Source organism: Sulfitobacter sp. UBA1132 (genome assembly GCF_002311545.1).
Taxonomy (GTDB): Bacteria; Pseudomonadota; Alphaproteobacteria; order Rhodobacterales; family Rhodobacteraceae; genus Sulfitobacter; species Sulfitobacter pontiacus.
In genome coordinates, this window is sequence record NZ_DCAN01000011.1 from 44801 (window position 1) to 67764 (window position 22964).

Below are 22964 nucleotides of genomic sequence, written 5' to 3' on the forward strand. Positions count from 1 at the left end.
GTTCAATTTATAACTGCAATATCAAAGGTCTTGCCTTGCTAGATTGTAGCGGCGATCTACCGCACCTGCCGCCGCGAAAGCCAGTTGTCCCAGCTGCTGGGGCTGCCGGCATAGACGTTGATGTCGATGTCTCCTGCGGCACCCGGCACGCGGCCGGTGCTGGTGTATTGCCAGAAGGTCCAGCGCTCGTCGGGGTATTTCTCGGACGGGTGGGCGGCGGTGGAGCGGAGCCAGAATTCAACACCGCGCAGACGCCCCATGTCATTCTGGGCATAGAACTCCGGCGTGGTGTAGACGACGGGCTGCTGCCCGTAATGTGCGCGCAGGATGCTTAGGAAGGTCTGCGCATTGCGGCGGACGGTATCGGCGGGCGGGCGCAGGGTGCAGGTGGGGGAATAGGGGTTCCACTCCAGATCCAGCACGGGGGGCAGCATGCCCGGCGCTTTGGGCACGTTTTCGATGAACCAGCGGGCCTGTTTCTCGGGTGTCGTGCAGAAATAGTAGAAGTGATAGGCCCCGCGGGCGACACCGGCGCGGCCGGCACCCTCCCAGTGGTTCTGGAACATCGGGTCCAGCAGATCGCCGCCTTCGGTGGCTTTGATGAAGGCGAAGTTCACGCCCGAGATGCGGGCCTCGCCCCAGTTCAGCGGTTGCTGGAAGCGCGCCACATCGATGCCGTGCACCGCATAGCGGTCGGGGCTTTGGCCGGGCCAGTCGAACGGCTTGCGGTCGCCGAAATTGGCCGCCGTCACATCCCCCACAGGGACAGAAAGTTGCGGCGCACCACAGGCCGAAAGGGCAAGGGCAGAGAGGAGGGCAAGAACGCGAAGTCGGGGCATAGGGTCACGGCTTTCGTGCGATAAAGGCCAGATTATTGGCGGGCATGTCGATCCTGTCGATCGGGCTTAGTGCAGCATCGCTGAGCCAACGCGTGATGTCGACCGTATCCTTGTACCCGATCGCAGGATCGGCGGTGCGCAGCTCGGCGTCGAATTTCGCATCTCCGTCGGAGGTGAGCACACCCTCGCGGCGGAACGGACCATAGAGGATCAACGTGCCACCGGGGGCGAGCGCAAGCGCGGCTTCGGTGATGAGCAGCTGCGCGGCCTCTGTCGGGATCAGATGTAGCAGGTTGGCGAGAAAGATCAGGTCTTGCAGTGGCAGTGGCTTGTGCCAATCCGCCGCCGTTGCATCCAGCGGGGCGGCGGGGGCGACGTTGGTCAGTCCTGCCTCGGCGATATAGGCGTCGATGCTGTCGCGGCGGTCGGGGGCGGGCTCGGTCGGCTGCCAGTGCAGATCGGGCAGGGCGCGGGCGAAGGCGGCGATATGCTGCCCCGTCCCGCTGGCAATCTCGAGCGCGCGACCTGTCTGAGGTGCATGGTCACGCAACAGGTCACACAGGGCGTCTTTGTTCCGGTCGGCGGCAGGGGCGTGCAGCATGGCACCGCGGGTGGGCAGAGCGACGCTGGCGCTTGGGGGAAGCTTGGCTGTCATGCGCGCAGCCTATCGGGGCGCACTGCCTCGACCACCGGATCGGGCAGCGACGGCGCGTTGCCAAGGGTCAGATCGGCCACCAGTTGCGAGGCGGCGGCGCTGGTCTGGAAACCGTAGCCGCCTTGTCCCGCGCTCCAGATGAAGTCGGGCTGGGCGGGATCGGGGCCCAGCACCAGCGTGCGGTCCACGGCAAAGCTGCGCAGCCCCGCCCATGTTGCGATGGGTTTCGTCAGCGGCACGGCGACCATATTCTGATACCGCTCTAATCCCTCGGCCAGCACCATGTCGTCGGCCCATGCGTCCTGCGGTTCGGTCGCGTCCTCATCAGCGGGCGAGATCAGCAGCGCGCCCGCGTCGGGCTTGGCGTACCATGTTTCGCCCACGCCAAAGAACATCGGCCAGCGCGACAGGTCATGCTCGCCCGGTGCCGCAATGCGGGCCATGGACCGGCGATAGGGGGTGATGCCGATGGGTGGCACACCGGCCAGAATGGCGATCTGGTCGGCCCAGGCTCCGGCGGCGTTGACCAGTTTTGCGGCGTGATGGATGTGAGGGCCTGCGGTGACCTTCCACGTATTGCCTGTGCGGGTGATGGATGTGATGGGATGCCCGGTTTCAATCCGCCCGCCATTGCCGCGCAGCTCCTTGGCGAAATCCTGCAGCAGACGGTCGGTATCAATATCATGGGCGTCAGCGTGGTAGCCGGCAAAGGCGATGCGCTCGGCGGCCAGGATCGGCACAAGGCGGAGCGCATCGTCGGGGGTGATCTGTTCGACCCCCATATGGGCGAGATCGCTGTGAAACGCCTCTTCCTCGTGGCGGTCGGCGATGATCATCAGGCCGCGCGGGGACAGGTAGCCGCCGTCGCGCAGATAGTCGACGGTGGCCTTGTTCAGCGCCTGCACAGAGGGCGCACCGTAATTCTCTTCGATCAGCGCGGCCGACCGGCCAGAGGCGTGATAGCCAAGCGCTTTTTCCCCTTCAATCACCGTGACTTTTGCATCACCAGACAGGCGCGCCGCGGCCGAGATGCCCGCGATGCCGCCGCCGATCACAAGGATATCGGATGTGCTTTCTGTCATAGGTACCCCCTGTCCCTTGCACTGGTTTCGCGCAGGCCTGTCCCGCCGGCCCCAAGCTCTTTGCTTATGGGTGACATGGGCCGGTGGGACGTGCAACCGCGCGGTTAGGCATCGGTCTTGCCGCGCGCGGTGGCGCGACCATAGGCGGGGCGCGCGTGGATCATCTCGACAAAGCCAGCGAGTGCGGGATAATCCTTAGCGCGGCCCTGCTGCATCGCGATCTCTGCCGGAAAGCTGAGCATGATATCCGCCGCCGACAATGTATCCTGCACAAAATGCCCCGAGGCCCGCACGCGGCTGTTCATGTAGCTGTAGTGGTTGTCCAGTTCAGACGCGATGCGCGGATGCAGCGGTGCACCGGCGTCGCCCAAACGGCTGACATAGAGGTTCAGCAGGATCGGCGTCATCGCGGACCCTTCGGCGAAATGCATCAGTTCAAGGTGCTGCAGATAGGCGGCGCTGTCACGATCGGGGATCATCTGCGGCGCGAAACGGGTGCAAAGCACCTCGGTGATGGCCGCGCTCTCGGCGATCAGCGTGCCGTCGATCTCGACCATGGGGGATTTGCCCAAGGGGTGCACGAGCTTTAGCTCGGGCGGGGCGAGGTTGGTCTTGGCATCGCGGGTATAGGGAATGACATCATGAGGCGCGCCGATTTCTTCGAGCAGCCACAAAATGCGATGAGAGCGGGACCGGTTCAGGTGGTGGATTTTGATCATGACGCTGATGATAGCGTGTTGCAGGCGGATGGGTAGTGGGCATGCATCCCCCGCGCCGTATTTGACAAGCGGCGCGGGGGGGGGGGGCTTCAGGTCAGGTCAGACGGTGGCGCAGCGCGGGCAGGCGCGACAGGATCAACACATCGACCGCCAGCACGCTCAGCAGCACGGCCCCGGCCATGGGGAAGGCCATCGACACGAACAGCCCGACCAGCACGGCCCCCTGCCACAACGGCAGCTCTGACGGCATGGGCGGGGCGGACAGGCGGCCAGCGGCGGTAGGGCGACGCTTCCACCAAAGCACCAGCGCACTGACGCAGAGGAACAGCACCGACAGGCAGACCAGCGTATTGGCCAGCACGCTCAGCAGCCCCAATGTGCCCATGTGCAGCGCAATCCCCACTGCCATGGCTTTGCCCGCAAGCGAATAATCGGCATAGCGCACATCGGCGAGGATATTGCCGCTGTGCTGGTCGATATGCACGGTGCGGTCCGACATCGGGTCGGTGCTGTCGGTGTTCATGGAATCGCGGCTCAGCGTCCAGACGCCGGTATCGTCCTGCGGCAGGTTCATCTGATAGCGCGCGTCAAAGCCGATCTCGCGCGCCAATGCATCGATGCTGTCAATCGTGACGGCCCCTGCAACCCCCGCAGCCCCAGCCGCGCTGCCAGAGGCAGGCATCGGCGTCTGTTCCAGCGCCCAAGGCACCTCGCGGCGGTGGTGGTTCATGCTGGCGTGGATGTCGTCCGAGAGGGGCACGGCATCCCATTTCTCGGCGGGGAACTGGCTCCAGGCTTGCACCATCTTGCCGCCCCAGATGCCCGCCCAGGACAGGCCCGAGATCAGGAACAGCACCAGAAAGGCAGACACCCAGATGCCCACAACGCCATGTAGCGACTTCCACATCGCACGGCCCTTGCTGAAACGTGGCACCAGCGTCCCGCGCCAGCCTGCACCACGCGGCCACCACATATAAAGCCCCGTGGCGATCAGCACCAAAGCGATCGAGGCCGCGGCTTCTATCATGCGATCACCGGTCACTCCCAGCATCAGATCACTGTGGATGCCATCCGCGAAATCGTACCAGCCGGACCGACGCGGAAAGCTCTCGATCACCTTGGCCGTATAGGGATCAACCGCAACCATCACCGCATCCCCATCGTGGTCCACGCGGAACAGGGCCGCCAGATCAGGCGCGCGGGGGGCCACATATTGCACCAGCGTGCCGCCGGGCACGGCCTCGACTGCGGCTTGCGACTGTGCCGAGACCGACAGAACGGTTTCCTGCACGGTCACCGGGGTATATTCACCGTCGCGCCCGTCAATCCAGGCGATCCACAGCATCGCCATGCCGGTTATGGCGAGAACCGACAGAAAGGGCAGCACGAACAGCCCGGCATAGAAATGCCAGCGCCACGCAGCAAAGTAGAGTTTGTTCACGCCGCCGTCGGGCTGCGTGGTTTGGGTAGGGGTCGTCATATGAGGGCTCCAAGCCTAAGGGCCTGCATCATCGGCAGGCGGAAAGAATGAACAGATGGGATAGATGTTCAGACTTGGGGCGGGGCGCGGGTCAGCCGGCTGGGGTCAGGCTTGCGTGTGTGCAGCAGCCGTTTCGCGACAAAGCGCAGGGTTTGCGTTTTCTCAAGCACGGGAACGGGCAGGCCGGTGACCGCTTCGGGCAGCGCCATGGCACCGATCAGACGGCAGGTCTTGCAATCGGCCATAGTGCCAGAATGCGGGCTATCACCAGTGCCGCAGAGGTCCGCCAGCGCGCCGCCATTGGCAACATAGGCTTGCAGCTCGGGCGACAGGTCTACGGGCGCGAAACGATGCGCAAACCCCGATGTCGCAAGCGACAGCAGCACCAGAACGGTGGCAAACAGCTGGCAGGGGAAGGCGGGCAGAAAGCGCATGTGCCTTCTGTAGGCAGCTTGGTCGCCCCGCACCAGATGCGTTTTGTCGCAAGTCGGGGCACCGCGGTGATTTCGCAACAAAAAAGGCCCCGCGGATGCGAGGCCTTTGATCGCGTCAGGTCAGTGTCCGGCTTAGTTCGGAATGTCGCCCTTGATGCCTTCGACATAGAAGTTCATGCCCGCCAGCGTGCCGTCATCGGCTGTTTCGCCTTCCGCCAGGAAATCGGAACCGTCCTGCTTTTTCAGCGGGCCGGTGAACGGGTGGTAGGACCCATCCGCGATCGATGCTTTCAGCGCCAGCGCTTCTTCTTTCACGTCAGCAGGCACGGCGTCCGTAATCTCGCCGATACCAACCATGCCGGCACCGATGCCGTCCCATGTGTCTTTGCTTTCCCATGTGCCATCCATGACCGCTTTGGTGCGGGCGATGTAATAGGGGGCCCAATCGTCAATGATCGACGAGACGCGCGGCTTGGGCGCGTATTGCGCCATGTCGGACGCCTGACCAAAGGTGATCACGTCACCCGCTTCTTGCGCCGCCGCCTGAGGTGCTGTGGAATCGGTGTGCTGCAGGACAACATCCGCACCCTGTTCGATCAGAACCTTGGCGGCGTCTGCTTCTTTGGCGGGGTCAAACCATGTGTAGGCCCAGACGATCTTGAACTCGACATCGGGGTTCACCTTCTTGGCGTGAATATAGGCCGAGTTGATGCCCCGGATCACTTCGGGGATCGGGAAGGACCCGATATAGCCGATGATGTTCGATTTGGTCATCTTGCCCGCGATGTGACCCTGAATGGCGCGACCTTCGTAGAAACGCGCTGAATAGGTCGACACGTTGTCGGCACGCTTGTAGCCGGTGGCGTGTTCGAATTTCACATCCGGGAATTTGCCCGCGACATTGATGGTCGGGTCCATATAGCCAAAAGACGTGGTAAAAATCAGGTCCGCGCCGTCCAGCGCCATCTGCGTCATCACACGCTCGGAATCGGGGCCCTCGGCCACGTTTTCAACAAAGACGGTTTCGACAGCGTCGCCGAATTCTTTCTCGACAGCCAGACGGCCCTGGTTGTGTTCATAGGTCCAGCCGCCATCGCCGACGGGGCCAACAAAGACAAAACCGACTTTGGTCTTGTCTTGGGCATATGCGCCGCCCGCAAGCCCAAGCGCCAGTGCCGCGCTGGCCATAAGTGTGGTGAATTTCATAACGTAGTCCCCTGAGTAACGCGCCTTTTATCCGGCGCTTGAAGATAGGCCCCTAGTGAGAGGCGTGGAAAGTGCGGCCCAGCGATGCCGGCGCAGCGCTTTTATCCGCGGAAAGGATCACCAGCACAAGGATGGTGATGATGTAGGGCGACATTGCCAGATACTCGACCGGAATGGCAACGCCCGCGCCTTGCAGATTCAGCTGAAGCTGCGTGATACCGCCAAAAAGATAGGCACCCAGCAACAGCCGCCAGGGCTTCCAGCTGGCAAAAACCACCAGCGCAAGGGCGATCCAGCCCACACCGGCGGTCATGCCTTCTGTCCATTGGGGCACACGGATCAGGCTGATGTAGGCCCCGCCCAGACCGGCACAGGCCCCGCCGAACATGATCGCCAGCGTGCGGATGCGCACCACCTTGTAGCCAAGGGCGTGGGCCGCCTCGTGGCTTTCGCCGACAGCGCGCAGGATCAGCCCCATGCGGGTGAATTTCAGCACTGCCCAAACGACGACGACCAGCGCAAAGCCCAGATACAGAATGATGTCATGGGAAAAGAAGATCGGCCCGATGACGGGAATGTCATGCAGCGGGCCAAAGTTCACATCCGGCAGGCGCGGTGGTTTGATCCCGACATAGCTTTGCCCCAGCAACGCCGAAAACCCCAGCCCGAACAGCGTCAGCGCCAAGCCCGATGCGACCTGATTGGCCAATGTGATCTGCGTCAGGAAGGCGAACAGCAGGCTCAGCAACGCGCCCCCCACGGCCGCGGCGGCAAAGCCCAACAGGGGCGATCCGGTTTCAACGGCGGTCGCAAAACCGCAGATCGCGCCGATGATCATCATCCCTTCGACCCCAAGGTTCAGCACGCCGGATTTCTCGACCACCAACTCGCCCAAAGCAGCAAAGATCAGCGGCGTCGCCGCCACCAGAAAGCCCGCGACAAAGAGCACCGGATTGATTGCAGACAGATCCATTACGCGACCTCCGTCCGGCCAAGGCGCAGCCGGTAATGGGTGAAAAGATCAAAGGCGAGCAGGAAGAACAGCAACATCCCCTGAAACACCTGAATGGCGGCGGCAGGCAATCCCAACTGGCTTTGCGCGATGTCACCCCCGATATAGGTCAGCGCCATCAGACCACCGGCCAGCAGGATACCCACCGGATGCAACCGCCCCAGAAAGGCGACGATGATTGCGGTGAACCCGTAGCCCACGTTGAAATCGATGGTGATCTGCCCCGCAGGGCCCGCGACCTCAAACATCCCTGCCAGACCGGCCAGCAGACCCGACATGCCCATGCAAAACAAAACCAGTCGCGTCGGGTTCACGCCGGAAAACCGCGCCGCCCGCGGTGCCTCCCCGGTCACGCGGATGGCAAAGCCCAACCGGTGCCGCGCCAATAAGACATAGGCAAAGATCACCGCGATCAGCGCCGCAACCACCCCCCAATGCATCCCCGATCCCGCGATCAACTCGCCATTATGGGCCGATGCATATTGCTGCAGGTTGCGGCTGCCCGGAAAGCCGAAGCCTTCGGGGTTTTTCAGCAACCCAAGGCTGACAGAGGCGAGGAATTGTTCCGCGACATAGACCAGCATCAATGACACGAGAATCTCGTTCGTCCCGAACTTGACCTTGAGCACGGCAGGGATCATGGCCCAGACCCATCCGCCAAGCGCGCCTGCAAGCACCATCACCGGAAAGATAAAAACACTCTCTGCGGGGTAGAAGGCCAGACCTGCACCGGCACCGCAAATGGCCCCCATGATGTACTGGCCCTCGGCTCCGATGTTCCAGATCCCCGCCTTGAACCCCAGCGACAGGCCAATGGCGATCAAGACCAGGGGTGCTCCTTTCACCAGCAGTTGCGGGCGATAGTAAAAGGCGAAATCGCCGAACAGCGGCTCCCAGAAAATCGTCATGATCGACGCCACGGGGTCTTTGCCAAGCACCGCGAACAGCGCGCCGCCAAAAACCATCGTGGCAATCACCGCCAGAACCGGCGTTGCATAGGAAAACGCCCGGCTGGCCTGCGGCCGTTTCTCAAGCCGCATCATGCCGCGCCCCAGTTCTTGTCATCTGCTTCATTTTGCAAGGTAAACTCCACGGGGGTGTGGGGGTGTGAAACCCCCGCAAGCAACGCGTCAAACATGCGCCACCTCCATCCCGTGGGCCCCGCCCATCATCAATCCGATCTCGTCCACCGTCAGCCCTGCCGCGGCGCGCGGCTCCGACAGGCGGCCCTCGTTCAGCGCGGCGAAGCGGTCCGAGATTTCCATCAGCTCGTCCAGATCCTGACTGATCACGATCACTGCGGTGCCATTTTCGGCCAGATCCAGCAGCGCCTGCCGGATCGCCGCCGCGGCAGAGGCATCGACCCCCCATGTGGGCTGATTGACCACTAGCACCTGCGGATTTTGCAACACCTCGCGGCCGATGACGAATTTTTGCAGGTTCCCGCCAGACAGCGAACGCGCGGCATTGCCGGGGCCGGGGGTGCGCACGTCGAAATCCGCGATGATACGTTCGGCAAACCGTTTGGCGGCGGGCCAGTTCAACATGCCGCGGCGCTCCAGCTTTTCGCGCACGGCACCGGTCAGCATCGCGTTCTCGGTCAGGGACATATCAGGGGCGGCGGCATGGCCAAGCCGTTCCTCTGGCGCGGTCAGGATACCCAGACGGCGGCGCGCGGTGGGACCAAGCTGGCCCACGTCCTGACCCTCGAACCCGATCATGCCAGCGGCAGTCAGCAGCTCGCCCGACAGGGCCGACAACAATTCATCCTGCCCGTTGCCCGCCACGCCACCGATGCCCAGAATCTCGCCCGCGCGGACTTGCACGGTGATGTCACGCAGCGGCATGCCAAAGGAACTGGGCGAGGGCGCGGACAGCCCCCTCAGGTCCAGCTTGACCGCGCCGGGGGTCTTGCCCGCGCGGGTCGGCGTCTTGAGCGTGCTGCCCACCATCATTTCTGCCATATCCCGTGCCGTCGTCTCTGACGGGGTGCAATGGCCTACAACTTTACCCAATCGCAGGATCGTGGCGCTGTCACACAGGCTGCGGATCTCTTCGAGCTTGTGCGAGATATAGAGGATCGCGGTGCCCTCGGCGCTGAGCTTGCGCAGGGTTTTGAACAGGATTTCAACCTCTTGCGGGGTCAGAACGCTGGTGGGTTCATCCATGATCAACAGTTTGGGGTCTTGCAGCAGGCAGCGGATGATCTCGACCCTCTGGCGTTCACCGGCAGAAAGGTCGCCGACGATGCGGTCGGGGGCCAGCGGCAGGCCGTAGGCCTCGGACACGTCGCGGATCTGCTTGCTGAGGGTGCGCAGCTTGGGCGCGTTCTCCATCCCCAGTGCGATGTTTTCGGCCACGCTGAGTGCGTCAAACAGCGAGAAATGCTGGAACACCATGCCCACACCGGCGGCGCGTGCGGCGCGGGGCTCGTGCGGGGCGAAACTGGCTCCGTGCATCTGCATCGTGCCGCTATCGGGTTTGACCAGCCCATAGATCATCTTGACCAGCGTCGACTTGCCCGCGCCGTTTTCCCCCAGCAGCGCGTGGACCTCGCCCGGCGCGATCCGCAGTGACACGTCATCATTGGCGACAACACCGGGGTAGGCTTTGGTCAGCCCGGAAAGCGCCAGAAGGGGCGTGTCGGTCATGCGCAGCGTTCCTTTTGTGTCAAACGAACCTGTTTATTCGTGCGGGCGGGGTCAAATTGCAAGAGTTGCGTGGCCACCCCAAGCGCAATCGCTTGAGGATGCTTGCCAAATTGCCGCGCGCCGATGGGGCAGGTGATGCGGGCGATCTGTTCGGGGCCATGGCCAAGGGCCGCCAGACGGCTGCGAAACCGCGCCCATTTCGTGTCTGACCCGATCAACCCGCCAAAGGCGAAATCGCGTTGCAGCAAGCGGTGGCAGAGCTCCAGATCGTCGTCATGGGCCGGTGTCATGATGAAATGCGCAGCGTCATCTTCGGCGCTGTGCAGCGCGGCACCCCAAGGGGCATCGACGCCGCTGACGCCCTCTGGCAGATCGTCCAGATACAAGGGGCGCGGGTCTGCGAGTGTGACGCGAAACTGCGGCAGCGGGGCCAGTATACGTGCCAGCGCGCTGCCGACATGGCCCGCGCCGTGAATGACCACTTGCCGCGAGGGCTGCCACAGCGGCTCTGCCAACCAGCCGCCGTGCAGGGTAATGGCGAGCGGTGTCGTGCCGCCACTGGCACGGTCGATCTTGGCGCGAAAGCTGTCGGCAAGGGGCGGGGCCGCCGGATCAACAGCGCGCAGGTAGATGTCGGGGTAGGTGTCGGGCAGGGCTTCGACTGTGGCGGCGTCGAAACGCTCTGTCACCACCGTCACCGCCCCGCCGCAGCATTGGTTCATCGCGGGGCCAAGGGCGGCGCGGGTCAGCTTGCTGCGCGGGCCACCTGCGAGCATGGCGGCGGCATCGCGCATCGATTGCAGCTCAAGCTGGCCGCCGCCGATTGTGCCGGACGCACCGCCCGCCCAGACCAGCATCGACGTCCCCGCCGGACGCGGGGCAGAGCCTTTGACCTGCACCAGAACGACGCGCGCCACCGTGCCATGCGCGGCAACGGCCTGCGCCAGGGCTGCGCGGTCAAAGGGCATTGCGGGCCTTCCCGATGGCGGTCAGCACTGCTTCGGCCGTGGCGGGTGTTTGCAGGTCGCCAAACCCGTCCCCACAGGCGCGTACCGCATCCGACAGCGCCATGAAGGCCGAGATGCCCAGCATCAGCGGCGGCTCCCCCACCGCTTTTGACCGGTAGATCGTCTGCGCGGGGTTGGGTTCATCCCAAAGCGCCACGTTGAACACATCGGGCCGGTCCGAGATGGCGGGGATCTTGTAGGTCGACGGCGCATGGGTTTTCAGCGTGCCTTTGGCGTCCCAGACGAGTTCCTCGGTCGTGAGCCAGCCCGCGCCCTGCACATAGCCGCCTTCGATCTGGCCGATGTCCAGCGCGGGGTTCAGCGATGCGCCCGCATCGTGTAAGATGTCCGCGCGCAAAATGCGGTTTTCGCCCGTTAGCGTATCGATCACCACTTCGGTGACGGCTGCGCCATAGGCAAAGTAGAAGAACGGGCGGCCGCGGCCCTTGATGCGGTCCCATTCGATTTCGGGTGTCTTGTAGTAGCCGGTGGAGGACAGCGACACGCGGTTTTCATAGGCAGAGGCGGCAGCTTGGGCAAAGCTGATCACCTCTTCCGCGATATGAACCTGGCCTTGGGCAAAGCGTATCTGGTCTGCGGTGGTCTGATAACGCTCGGCCAGATGGTCGGCGATGCGGTCGCGGATCGTGTCGCAGGCCGCTTGCACCGCCATGCCGTTCAGGTCCGTCCCCGAAGACGCCGCCGTGGCCGAGGTATTGGGCACCTTGCCGGTATCCGTCGCGGTGATCTTGACGACCGAGAGGTCAACGCCAAAGCGGCTGGCGGCAACCTGCGCGACCTTCTGGAACAGGCCTTGTCCCATTTCCGTGCCGCCGTGGTTCAGGTGGATCGACCCGTCCTGATAGACATGCACCAACGCCCCCGCCTGATTAAGGTGGGTGAGGGTGAAAGAGATGCCGAACTTGACCGGCGTCAGCGCGATGCCGCGTTTCAGAACCGGCTGCGTCGCGTTCCAGTCGGCAATGGCGGCGCGGCGGGCGGCGTAGTCTGATGTCTTGGCCAGCCGGTCGGTCAGCGCGTTGATGATACAGTCCTGCACCGGTTGGTGGTAGGGGGTGGTTTGCAGACCCGTGGGCTGGGGTGGCGTGCTTTCCTGTGGTGCGGGCGGTGCCCCGCGAGAGGCAAGATCAGCCTCGGTATCATGGGGCACAGCGCGGTGGTCATGGGCCTGTCCGGTTGCGTCAGGCTGCATCACATCGGCGTAGAAATTGGCCCGCCGCACCGCCAGCGGATCAAACCCGAGTGACTGCGCGATATGGTCCATGACCCGTTCGATGCCCACGATCCCCTGTGGCCCGCCAAACCCGCGAAACGCCGTGGCGCTTTGCGTGTTGGTGCGCAAGCGGTGCGAGGTGATGCGGATGTTATCGAGGTGATAGGCATTATCCGCATGCAGCATCGCACGGTCGGCCACGGGCAGGGACAGGTCCATCGCCCAGCCACAGCGGGTGTAATGGGTGAAATCCAGCGCCGAGATGCGGCCAGTGGCGTCGAAGCCAGCGGTATAGTCGATGCGGAAATCATGGCGTTTGCCTGTGACGATCATATCGTCATCGCGGTCATAGCGCATTTTGCAGGGGCGTCCCGTGCGGGCAGCGGCGACGGCACAGGCCACGGCGAGCGCGTTGCCCTGGCTTTCCTTGCCACCAAAACCACCGCCCATGCGCCGCGTCTCTACCCGCACGGCGTGCATCGGCGTGCCAAGCGCCTCTGCCACCTTATGCTGGATCTCGGTCGGGTGCTGGGTCGAGGAATGGACGACCATGTCGCCATTATCTTGCGGCAGGGCGAGGGCGGCCTGACCTTCGAGGTAGAAATGCTCTTGCCCGCCGATATTGATCGTCCCGCTGAGGCTTTGGGCGGCGGTGGTCAGCGCGGCTGCGGCATCGCCTTTTTGGTAGATGCGGGGGCCATCCTCGAACCGAGCATCGGCGGCTAGGGCCTCTTCTATGGTCAGGATCGGGGTGGTCGGGGTGATGTCCACCGCCCCAAGCCGCGCGGCGTGGCGAGCGGCAAGGTGGGTTGTCGCGATGACCATGAACACGGGTTGGCCCGCATAATGTACCGCGTCGGTGGCCAGCAGGGGTTCGTCATGGTTTGACGGCGATACGTCATTGTCAAAGGGTAAATCCGCTGCCGTCAGCACCGCCACCACCCCGGGGGCAGCAGCGACATCGCGCAGGTCCATGCCGTTGAGCGTGCCCGCGGCCACCGTGCTCAGTCCAAAGGCGATATGCAGCGTTGTGGCCGGTGTCGGGATGTCGTCAACGTAACGCGCAGCCCCCGTGACATGGAGCTTGGCTGCATCATGGGGGAGGGGTTTGGCAACGCTCATGCTGTCACCTCGTGCAGGTTCGTGGGCAGGCCGTTCACGTCATGCAGATAGCGCAGCAGCAGGTTCTGGGCGGTCAGCAGGCGATACTGCGCCGAGGCGCGCATGTCGGTCATCGGCTGATAATCCAGTGCCAAGGCATCCATCGCGCGGCGGATCGTCGCCGCGTCAAAGGGTTGATTGATTAACAGGGCTTCGGTCTGGCTTGCCCGTTTCGGTGTGCCTGCCATGCCGCCAAAGGCGATGCGTGCGTCAGTGATCACATCGCCCGCGCGGGTGATGTTGATACAGCCGCACAGGGCCGAGATGTCCTGATCGAAACGTTTGCTGATCTTGTAGCAGCGCAGGGTGTCGTCGCTGCCGGTGGGGAGTTTCGGTGCGGTGATCGCCTCGACAAATTCTCCGGGGGCGCGGTCCTGTTTGCCGTAGTCGATAAAGAAATCCTCAAGCGGCAGGCTCCGGCGGGTGTCGCCGTGACGCAGGTGCAATGTTGCCCCCATCGCGATGAGCGCCGGAGGGCCGTCCCCGATGGGCGAGCCATTGGCGATGTTGCCCCCGATGGTGGCCGCATTGCGCACCTGCGCGGATCCGTACCGCCGGAGCATCGCGCCCAAGCTGGGGTAGAGCGGGGCAAAATGCGCGGTAAGCGTGGCAAGGGTGGTGGCTGCGCCGATGCGCCAGTGATCCCCGCCATCGGTGACGCCGCGCAGGTCGGGGATCTGGTTGAGAAACACGACCGGCCCCAGATCGCGGAATTGTTTGGTGACCCAGAGGCCGACATCCGTTGCCCCCGCAATCAGGGTCGCATCGGGGTGGTCGGCGTACCAGTGGGCCAGTTCATCCGTGGTCGTGGGAAGCGAGGTCGCAGGGGGCTGTCCGCCCCCGTCCGGCTGCGCCGGCCCCCCCGAGGATTTAGGGCCATCTGGAAGTTTGAGGTTGCGCAGATGCGCGGGCACGGGGGCGGCCTCGGCGGCTTTGGCGGCGCGGATGATGGGCGCGTATCCGGTGCAGCGGCACAGGTTTCCGGCGAGCTGCGTGTCGTGGTCCGTGGCCCCGTTCAGATGGTCGGTGGCCATGGTGACGGCAAAGCCCGGCGTGCAAAAGCCGCATTGGCTGCCGTGATAGTCGACCATGGTCTGCTGCACGGGATGCAGGCTGCCGTCAGACGCTGAGAGCCCTTCGACGGTGGTCACGGATTTGCCGTTGATCTGGGGCAGGAACAGGATGCAGCCGTTCAGGGCGCGGTGGCCCTGATCGTCGCTGATCATGACGGAGCAGGCACCGCAATCGCCTTCGTTGCAGCCTTCCTTGGTGCCGGTCAGATGTCGGGTTTCGCGTAGCCAATCCAGCAGCGTCATGGTGGGGGAGACGCCGGTCAGTGACACGACTTCCCCGTTGAGGAGAAAAGTGATGTCCATAGGGTTCGTTCCGCCGCGGTACCTCAGCCCGTGATCTGCGCGGCGTTCGATGCGACGTAGAACGCGGCGCGGGCAAATGTTGAACGAGGCTAGGCGGGGGCAAGGGGGCTTGGCAAGAGATTTCGTGGCGTCCTGCGCTCAAGGGCGTGTCGTGTTGCTGGAAAAACGGGCGCGGGGTGCCGGTGGGACTGGTGACTGCGGGTGGGCTTGGGTAAGTTGACCCCATGGCACAAGCACCCCGATTCATTCACCTGCGCACGCACTCCGAATATTCGTTGTTGGAAGGGGCGTTGCGGCTGAAAAAGCTGCCTGATCTGTGCAAGGGGGCCGATATGCCGGCGCTGGCCCTGACGGATACCAACAACATGTTCGCCGCGTTGGAATTCTCGGTCGCCATGGCGGGGGCCGGTGTGCAACCGATCATCGGCTGTCAGGTGGATCTGGCCTATGTGAAGGTGCAACCGGGGGAAAAGCCGCGCGATCCGGCCCCTGTGGTTTTGCTGGCCCAATCCGAGGCCGGGTATGAAAACCTGATGAAGTTGAACTCCTGCCTTTATATCGACAAGGGCGGGGCGCTGCCGCAGGTCACCCTAGAGGAGCTGGAGGCGCTGAACGGTGGGCTGATCTGTCTGACCGGCGGGGCGGGCGGCCCCGTGGGGCAGCTGTTGCAGGGCGGTCAACGTCCCGCGGCAGAGGCATTGATGGCGCGGCTGCACGGGGCCTTTGCCGACCGGCTTTATGTCGAGTTGCAGCGCCACCCCGGCGAGGATGGCCAGCCCGTTGCCGAACAGCTGACCGAACGCGGCTTTGTCGAGATGGCCTATGACATGGGCATCCCTTTGGTCGCGACGAATGACGTCTATTTCCCCAAGGCCGATATGTACGAGGCCCATGACGCGCTGATCTGTATCGCGGATGGGGCCTATGTCGATCAGCAGCACGAACGCCGCAGGCTGACCGCGCAGCATTACTTCAAATCGCAGGCCGAGATGGTGACGCTGTTCGCCGATCTGCCCGAAGCCATCGAGAACACGGTCGAGATCGCCAAGCGCTGTGCCTTTATGGCGTATCGCCGTGATCCGATCCTGCCGAAGTTTGCGGATGACGAGATCGAAGAGCTCAAGCGGCAGGCGCATGAGGGGCTGAAAAACCGGCTCAAGGTGATCCCCCATGCCACCTCCGTCGAGGAATATGAAAAGCGGCTGGATTTCGAGCTGGGCATCATCGAGGGCATGGGGTTCCCCGGCTACTTCTTGATCGTTGCTGATTTTATCAAATGGGCCAAGGACAACAATATTCCCGTCGGGCCGGGACGGGGCTCGGGCGCGGGTAGTCTGGTGGCCTATGCGCTGACGATTACCGATCTGGACCCGCTGCGCTATCAACTGCTGTTTGAACGGTTCCTGAACCCCGAACGGGTCTCGATGCCCGACTTTGACATCGACTTTTGCATGGATCGCCGGGAAGAGGTGATCCAGTATGTGCAGCGCAAATACGGGCGCGACAAGGTGGGGCAGATCATCACCTTCGGGGCGCTTTTGTCCAAGGCGGCGGTGCGCGACATCGGGCGGGTCTTGCAGATGCCTTACGGGCAGGTGGATCGTCTATCCAAGATGATCCCCGTCGAGGGCGTGAAACCTGTCAGCATCGAAAAGGCACTGGCGGATGAACCACGCCTGCGCGAGGAGGCCAAGAACGAGGAAGTCGTCGCGCGGCTGTTGAACTATGGCCAGCAGGTCGAGGGGCTGTTGCGCAACGCGTCGACCCACGCGGCGGGGGTTGTGATCGGGGACCGGCCGCTGGACGCGCTGGTGCCGCTGTATCAGGATCCACGCTCCGATATGCCCGCGACGCAGTTCAACATGAAATGGGTCGAACAGGCCGGTCTGGTCAAGTTCGACTTTCTGGGCCTCAAGACCCTGACCGTCATCCAGAACGCGGTAGACCAGATCAAATCCTCGGGCCGTCACCTGCATGTGGCCGCCGACGGGACAGAGCTGTTCGAGCCGCCCGAGGGGCTGATCGACGATATCGCCACCATCCCGTTGGACGACGAGGCCTCTTACAAGCTTTATGCCAGCGCCAAGACGGTGGCGGTGTTCCAGGTGGAATCCAGCGGCATGATGGATGCGCTCAAACGGATGAAGCCGACCTGTATCGAAGACATCGTCGCCTTGGTCGCGCTGTACCGGCCCGGCCCGATGGAGAATATTCCGGTCTATTGCGAGGTCAAGAACGGCCAGCGCGAACGGGAATCCGTGCATCCCTCGATTGACCATATCCTCGAGGAAACGCAGGGCATCATCGTCTACCAGGAACAGGTTATGCAGATCGCGCAGGTCATGGCGGGCTATAGCCTTGGCGGCGCTGACCTGCTGCGCCGTGCGATGGGTAAAAAGATCGCCGAGGAAATGGCCAAGGAACGCCCCAAGTTCGAAAAAGGCGCGATGGCCAACGGGGTCGATAAGAAAAAGGCGTCTGAGGTTTTCGACCTTCTCGAAAAATTCGCCAACTATGGTTTCAACAAATCCCACGCCGCCGCCTATGCGGTGGTCAGCTATCAGACCGCATGGCTCAAGGCGAACCATCCGGTCGAATTCATGGCCGGCGTGATGAACTGCGATATCCATCTGACCGACAAGCTGGCGGTCTATTTCGAAGAGGTCCGCAAACGGCTGGAACTGCCCTGGGTGCCACCTTGTGTGAACCGCAGTGATGCGACGTTCAAGGTGGTCGAGGGCGCGTTGGTCTATGCCTTGGGCGCGCTGAAAAACGTCGGGGTGGAGGCGATGAAGCTGATCACCGAAGGCCGCAAGGTGGACGGTGTGGACAAGCCCTTTGCCACGCTTTTTGATCTGGCGCGGCGGGTTGATCTGAAACGGGTGGGAAAACGTCCGCTTGAGATGCTGGCCCGCTCCGGAGCGTTCGACCAGCTGGACAACAACCGCCGCCGCGTCTGGCAGTCGCTGGACGGGTTGGTCAGCTATTCCGCCGCGATCCACGAACAGAAAGCCTCTAATCAGGTGTCGCTGTTTGGCGAGGCGGGGGATGACTTACCAGAGCCGCGCATCGTGCCTTGCGACGATTGGGAGGCCGCCGAACGCCTGACCGAAGAGTTCAAGGCCGTAGGCTTCTATCTGTCGGGCCACCCGCTGGACGATTACATGGGGCCGATGAAACGCAAATCCGCAACAGGCGGTGTGCCGTTCCTGACGCTGGACGAGTTGACCGAGAAAGTCTCGGTCAAAGGGGCGATGAACGCCCGTCTGGCAGGGATCGTCGCCGGACGGCAGGAACGTAAATCGGCGCGCGGCAACCGCTTTGCCTTTGCGCAACTGTCGGACCCGACGGGCGCTTACGAGGTGACGCTGTTCTCGGATACGCTGGAGCTGGCGCGCGACCACCTTGAAACAGGATCTAAGGTCGTGGTCATGGTCGAGGCGACGATGGAAAGCGACCAGTTGAAACTGCTGGGTCGGTCCGTGGTGCCGATCGACACGGTGGTCGAGGATGCGGGCAATATGGGGCTGCGGATTTTTGTGGATGATGCGGGCGCTATTCAGGCGGTCGCCGATGTGTTGGCCGGTGCCCGATCCGCGGCGCGCAGCGCGGGCAAGGGGCCGGTGCAACTGTGCCTGATGGACCCGACCCTGCCCGGCGAGGTGGAGGTCGATCTTTGCGCCGAATACCCTGTCACCCCCAAGATCAAGGGGGCCATCCGGTCCCTGACCGGCGTGATGGAGGTAGAGGAAATCTGACGCGGCCCACTGGGGCGACGGCAGCTTCCTAGATGGGGCATCCGATCAATAGTGCGGCGGGCGTTCGTTGCCGATGACAACCCCGTCAGAGCCCGCTGCCTCGCGTTCGCCCTCGCGCTGCATCAGCATATGAACCCGCCGCGTCAGGGTCGCGATCTCTGTCTCCTGACGGGCGACGACATCGGACAGGTCATCCACCGTACGGATCAGATGGGCCATTTGTTCTTCGAGCTTATCCATGAGGGCTCCTTGCAGCTTGCGCGTTTGCCGTCCTCCTAACAGGTTGTATGGCGTTCGATAAGGGGGGATGCGTGCCGCGGCGGGGCCGCGTCGCTTGCCCTTGGCGGGGGGTTGGGCTAGACGCGAAGCGCGATATTCAGCCCACAGGATGTGATCCAATGGCCAAGCCAAAAAAGACCCCCCGCCCCAAGGCCGAAACGCCAAAGGGGTTTCGTGACTATTTCGGTGCAGAAGTAACACAGCGTGCCGAGATGCTGCATAAGATTGCGCAGGTCTATCATCGCTATGGCTTTGACGCGCTGGAAAGCTCTGGGGTCGAGACGGTGCAGGCTTTGGGCAAGTTCCTTCCCGATGTGGATCGCCCCAATGAGGGCGTCTTCGCGTGGCAAGAGGATGCAGAGGCGGACAAGCCCGGCGACTGGCTGGCCCTGCGCTATGACCTGACGGCACCGCTGGCACGCGTCTATGCTCAACACCGCAACGATCTGCCCACGCCCTATCGGCGCTATGCGATGGGACCGGTCTGGCGCAACGAAAAGCCGGGGCCAGGACGCTTCCGCCAGTTCTATCAATGCGATGCCGATACGGTCGGCGCACCGTCGGTCGCAGCCGATGCAGAGATCTGCGCGATGCTGGCCGATTGTCTGGAAGAAGTCGGGATCGACCGCGGGGACTACATCGTGCGGGTGAACAACCGCAAGGTGCTTAACGGTGTGATGGAGGTCGCAGGCGTGCTTGACCCTGCCAACCCCGACAATTTCGCCCACGAGCGCGGCATCGTGCTGCGTGCGATTGACAAGCTCGACCGGCTGGGTCTGGACGGCGTACGCGCATTGCTGGGCGCGGGCCGCAAGGATGACAGCGGCGACTTTACCGATGGCGCAGGGCTGAGCGATGCTCAGGCCGATGTGGTCATGGGCTTTATGCAAGCCAAACGCAACAGCGGTGCGGAAACCGTCGCGCGGTTGCGTGAACTGGTCGCGGGTTCCGAGACAGGCGCGCAGGGCGTGGACGAGCTGGAAACCATCGCCGATCTGATGGCGGCCGGCGGCTACGGCGCTGACCGCGTAGAGATCGACCCCTCTGTCGTGCGGGGTCTTGGCTATTACACCGGTCCGGTGTTCGAGGCGGAACTGACCTTCGAGATCCAGGACGAAAAAGGCCGGCCCCGCAACTTTGGCTCTGTCGCAGGGGGCGGGCGGTATGACGATCTGGTCAAGCGCTTTACCGGTCAGGAAGTCCCTGCAACGGGCGTCTCTATCGGCGTCGACCGGCTGCTTGCAGCACTGCAGGCCAAGGGCCGGATGTCGGCGCAGGCCGAAGGGCCCGTGGTGGTGACCGTCATGGATAAGGCGCGCATGTCCGACTATCAGGCGATGGTTGCCGAACTGCGTCAGGCAGGCATCCGGGCCGAGGTTTATCTGGGCAACCCAAAGAACTTTGGCAACCAGCTGAAATATGCAGACCGCCGCGCTAGCCCGGTGGCGGTGATCGCGGGCGGGGATGAATTCGACAAGGGTATGATCCAGATCAAGGACCTGATCCTTGGCGCGAAAATCGCTGAAAGCGCCACGCTGGAGGAATGGAAAGACCGCCCCAGCCAATATGAAGTGGCGCGTGGGGATCTTGTTTCTAAAGTGCGCGAGATACTGGAGCTGAACCGCTGATGGCTACACGATCCGATATCCTCGCCAAAGCCGCAAGCCTGCGCGCCTTGTTCGAGGCGCAGGGGGCTGCGGTGGTGGAACCCCCGATCCTGCAACCCGCCGAGACCCTGCTGGACCTTTATGGCGAAGACATCCGCGCGCGCGCCTATGTCACCTCGGATGCGATGCGGGGCGAACAAATGCTGCGCCCCGATTATACCTTGCCCGTGGTGCAGATGCATATGGCCCATGGGGCGGACCCGGCACGCTACACCTACGCGGGCGAAGTGTTCCGCCGTCAGGAACGTGACCCCAACCGCGCCAATGAATATATTCAGGCGGGCTACGAAGTCTTTGACCGTGGCGATCCCGCGGCAGCCGATGCCGAAGTCTTTGCCCTGATCCAGGGCGCGTTGGAGGGGCTTCCGGTCACTGCCGTGACGGGGGATATCGGTATCTTGATGGCTGCGGTTGCGGGGCTAGATACATCGGCATCGCGCAAGGCGGCACTGATGCGGCACATCTGGCGGCCCCGCCGGTTCCGTGCGTTGCTTGACCGCTATGCTGGCAAAACGCCGATGCCCGCGACCCGCGCGGCGCTCTTGGCCAGTGACGGTGCGATCACCGCACCATTGATCGGCCTGCGCAGTCTGGACGAGATTGAAACACGCATCGCCGCCCTGCGCGCCGACGCCACCGAGCCGGCCCTGTCGCGCACGCAGGTGTCCTTGCTGCTGGCGCTGCTGGATGTGCGTGAAACCATGCCCAATGCGATCAGCCAGTTGCATGACCTTGCCGTCGATATGCCCGCGATCTCTGATGCGGTGGACCGTGTCGCGGCGCGGGAAAAGGCGCTTGCCGGCCGCGGTGTCGATACCGGTAACCTGATGTTCGAAGCCAGCTTTGGCCGCGTGTCGATGGAATATTATGACGGGTTCGTCTTCGGCTTCCGCGCGGCGACGCGGCCCGACCTGCCCACCATCGCCACAGGCGGACGCTATGACGCGCTGACACGGCGGCTGGGGCAGGGCGGGGAAATCCCCGCGGTGGGGGGCGTCATGCGCCCCGGGTTGATGCTGGAACTGGAGGCAGGCCAATGACGATCAAACTCGGTGTGCCCTCGAAAGGGCGTCTGATGGAGAAAACCTTTGAATGGTTTGCCGCGCGCGGGATCACCTTGCAGCGCACAGGCTCCGAACGTGAATACGCGGGGGCCGTCGAAGGTATTGAGGGCGTGTCGTTGATCCTGCTCTCTGCGGGCGAAATTCCCCGCGAACTCGCCGCTGGCCGTATCCATCTGGGCGTCACCGGCACCGATCTGGTGCAAGAGAAACTGGCGCTGTGGGATCAGCTTGTCGCCCCGGTAGAAGAGCTCGCCTTCGGGCATGCCGATCTGATCATTGCTGTGCCTCAGGCCTGGATCGATGTTGATACGCTCGATGATCTGGATGCCGCCGCCTCGGCCTTCCGCGACAAGCACGGGTTCCGCCTGCGCATCGCGACGAAATACCACCGGCTGGTGCGGGAATTCCTGCGCAGCACCGGTGTCGCGGATTATGCGCTGGTCGACAGCCAGGGGGCGACCGAAGGCACGATCAAGAATGAAACGGCAGAGGCCATCGCCGACATCACCTCGAGCGGGGAGACATTGCGCGCCAACCACCTCAAGATCCTGTCCGACGGGCTGATCCTGCGGTCACAGGCGACGCTTTGGCGCAGCCGGATGGCAGAGATGGATGATGCGGATCGCGCGACGATGACGGCCCTGCTGGCGCGACTATCCTAACGCGCATGCGCGCGGCATCCTGCGGATGCGCCTCCGGCGGGAGTTTAAGGGCAAAATGAAGAGGCGCGCGCGGCCCTGCTTCATTTTGCCAAATAAACTCAAATCCCGCGGGGGATGCGCGCGCAGGGGCTGCTGCTAGAGCACGCCGATCTCGGCCAGCGCGCGGTTCAACTCTATGGGCAGGGGCTCTTCGTGGTCGCGGCCTTCGGGCAGATCGGCAGGGGCATCCTGCGGCGCAAGGTAGCGCCACCCCTGAAACGGGCGTTTGAGGCTGCCTTGCACGCGGATGATCTTGGGGTCCAGCACGATCGCGCAGCGGCGCACGCCGTCCGCGCCCGATGTCTCGTCCAGACGCAGGATTTTCTGACGACACTGGATCACTCCTTTGATCACCCAGAAGATCGACCCGCCGTTCAGAATCTCGGGTTCGCGTTTGGGCCACATGCGCGTCACATGACGGGGAAAACCATCCTCGGTTTGCACGCGTTTTTTTTCCTGCCATGCGGCCAGATCATCGACGGTTTCCGTGCCGACGGACAACTTGATGAGATGTATATGATTTTTCACAGAATCCTCCGTCGCTGCTACAGCATCATGTATTCTAATACACACTTTCTTCAACCTGTTGTGCTTGCGCTTTGATTTGGGGTATGGTGAACACCTTCCCAAACAGCCCTC

Annotated in this window: 19 protein-coding genes; 4 read left to right on the forward strand and 15 right to left on the reverse strand. The window is 63.1% G+C overall.

The features are described 5' to 3' along the window. Positions 1 to 56 precede the first annotated feature (56 nt). The 13 genes from B4F27_RS07870 to xdhA form a co-directional block, all read right to left on the reverse strand. On the reverse strand, positions 57 to 839 hold the full coding sequence (locus tag B4F27_RS07870; RefSeq protein WP_286759351.1) for a GH25 family lysozyme: 783 nt from the start codon (positions 837 to 839) through the stop codon (positions 57 to 59). Between the two features lie 4 nt (positions 840 to 843). Next, positions 844 to 1494 carry a DUF938 domain-containing protein gene (locus B4F27_RS07875; RefSeq protein WP_286759352.1) on the reverse strand — a complete coding sequence of 217 codons (651 nt, stop codon included), beginning with the start codon at positions 1492 to 1494 and terminating at the stop codon, positions 844 to 846. Continuing rightward, positions 1491 to 2576 carry an NAD(P)/FAD-dependent oxidoreductase gene (locus B4F27_RS07880; RefSeq protein WP_286759353.1) on the reverse strand — a complete coding sequence of 362 codons (1086 nt, stop codon included), beginning with the start codon at positions 2574 to 2576 and terminating at the stop codon, positions 1491 to 1493. Before B4F27_RS07880 ends, B4F27_RS07875 begins: the two co-directional genes overlap by 4 nt. Before the next feature lie 104 nt (positions 2577 to 2680). Further along, complete coding sequence (locus B4F27_RS07885) at positions 2681 to 3295, reverse strand: glutathione S-transferase family protein (RefSeq protein WP_286759354.1); 615 nt, start codon at positions 3293 to 3295, stop codon at positions 2681 to 2683. A 94-nt stretch (positions 3296 to 3389) separates the two neighbouring features. Then, positions 3390 to 4775, reverse strand: a complete 1386-nt coding sequence (locus B4F27_RS07890) for a PepSY-associated TM helix domain-containing protein (RefSeq protein ID WP_286759355.1) — start codon at positions 4773 to 4775, stop codon at positions 3390 to 3392. A gap of 68 nt (positions 4776 to 4843) precedes the next feature. After that, positions 4844 to 5209: a hypothetical protein gene (locus B4F27_RS07895; protein ID WP_184582792.1), complete on the reverse strand. Its 366-nt coding sequence runs from the start codon at positions 5207 to 5209 to the stop codon at positions 4844 to 4846. A gap of 132 nt (positions 5210 to 5341) precedes the next feature. Further along, positions 5342 to 6415, reverse strand: a complete 1074-nt coding sequence (locus B4F27_RS07900) for a BMP family ABC transporter substrate-binding protein (protein WP_005852062.1) — start codon at positions 6413 to 6415, stop codon at positions 5342 to 5344. A 52-nt stretch (positions 6416 to 6467) separates the two neighbouring features. Continuing rightward, the gene (locus B4F27_RS07905) at positions 6468 to 7388 is read right to left on the reverse strand and encodes an ABC transporter permease (protein ID WP_286759356.1); all 921 of its coding nucleotides are present in this window, start codon (positions 7386 to 7388) and stop codon (positions 6468 to 6470) included. Beyond that, the gene (locus B4F27_RS07910; protein WP_009826323.1) at positions 7388 to 8470 is read right to left on the reverse strand and encodes an ABC transporter permease; all 1083 of its coding nucleotides are present in this window, start codon (positions 8468 to 8470) and stop codon (positions 7388 to 7390) included. Before B4F27_RS07910 ends, B4F27_RS07905 begins: the two co-directional genes overlap by 1 nt. Positions 8471 to 8557: 87 nt before the next feature. Further along, complete coding sequence (locus B4F27_RS07915) at positions 8558 to 10078, reverse strand: ABC transporter ATP-binding protein (protein ID WP_243251454.1); 1521 nt, start codon at positions 10076 to 10078, stop codon at positions 8558 to 8560. Then, positions 10075 to 11046 (reverse strand): xanthine dehydrogenase accessory protein XdhC, encoded by a 972-nt coding sequence (gene xdhC / locus B4F27_RS07920; RefSeq protein WP_286759357.1) that lies wholly within the window; start codon positions 11044 to 11046, stop codon positions 10075 to 10077. Before xdhC ends, B4F27_RS07915 begins: the two co-directional genes overlap by 4 nt. Further along, entirely contained in the window at positions 11036 to 13441 is a 2406-nt protein-coding gene (gene xdhB / locus B4F27_RS07925; RefSeq protein ID WP_286759358.1) for a xanthine dehydrogenase molybdopterin binding subunit, read from the reverse strand. Before xdhB ends, xdhC begins: the two co-directional genes overlap by 11 nt. After that, the gene (gene xdhA / locus B4F27_RS07930) at positions 13438 to 14856 is read right to left on the reverse strand and encodes a xanthine dehydrogenase small subunit (protein ID WP_074635368.1); all 1419 of its coding nucleotides are present in this window, start codon (positions 14854 to 14856) and stop codon (positions 13438 to 13440) included. The genes xdhB and xdhA overlap by 4 nt, the downstream gene beginning before the upstream one ends. Positions 14857 to 15080: 224 nt before the next feature. Between xdhA and dnaE the strand changes: the two genes are divergently transcribed. Continuing rightward, positions 15081 to 18614 carry a DNA polymerase III subunit alpha gene (gene dnaE / locus B4F27_RS07935; protein ID WP_237278644.1) on the forward strand — a complete coding sequence of 1178 codons (3534 nt, stop codon included), beginning with the start codon at positions 15081 to 15083 and terminating at the stop codon, positions 18612 to 18614. A gap of 45 nt (positions 18615 to 18659) precedes the next feature. Here dnaE and B4F27_RS07940 read toward each other — a convergent pair whose 3' ends face one another. Continuing rightward, positions 18660 to 18854 carry a SlyX family protein gene (locus tag B4F27_RS07940; protein WP_037943646.1) on the reverse strand — a complete coding sequence of 65 codons (195 nt, stop codon included), beginning with the start codon at positions 18852 to 18854 and terminating at the stop codon, positions 18660 to 18662. Positions 18855 to 19012: 158 nt separating this feature from the next. Between B4F27_RS07940 and hisS the strand changes: the two genes are divergently transcribed. From hisS to hisG, 3 genes are read left to right on the forward strand one after another with little or no spacing between them, the layout of a single operon-like run. Further along, the gene (gene hisS, locus B4F27_RS07945; RefSeq protein ID WP_286759359.1) at positions 19013 to 20521 is read left to right on the forward strand and encodes a histidine--tRNA ligase; all 1509 of its coding nucleotides are present in this window, start codon (positions 19013 to 19015) and stop codon (positions 20519 to 20521) included. After that, positions 20521 to 21600 (forward strand): ATP phosphoribosyltransferase regulatory subunit, encoded by a 1080-nt coding sequence (locus tag B4F27_RS07950; protein ID WP_286759360.1) that lies wholly within the window; start codon positions 20521 to 20523, stop codon positions 21598 to 21600. Before hisS ends, B4F27_RS07950 begins: the two co-directional genes overlap by 1 nt. Beyond that, entirely contained in the window at positions 21597 to 22286 is a 690-nt protein-coding gene (hisG, locus tag B4F27_RS07955) for an ATP phosphoribosyltransferase (RefSeq protein ID WP_037963380.1), read from the forward strand. Before B4F27_RS07950 ends, hisG begins: the two co-directional genes overlap by 4 nt. 135 nt (positions 22287 to 22421) lie before the next feature. Here hisG and B4F27_RS07960 read toward each other — a convergent pair whose 3' ends face one another. Further along, positions 22422 to 22853: a DUF1489 family protein gene (locus B4F27_RS07960; protein WP_005852088.1), complete on the reverse strand. Its 432-nt coding sequence runs from the start codon at positions 22851 to 22853 to the stop codon at positions 22422 to 22424. Positions 22854 to 22964: the final 111 nt, after the last annotated feature.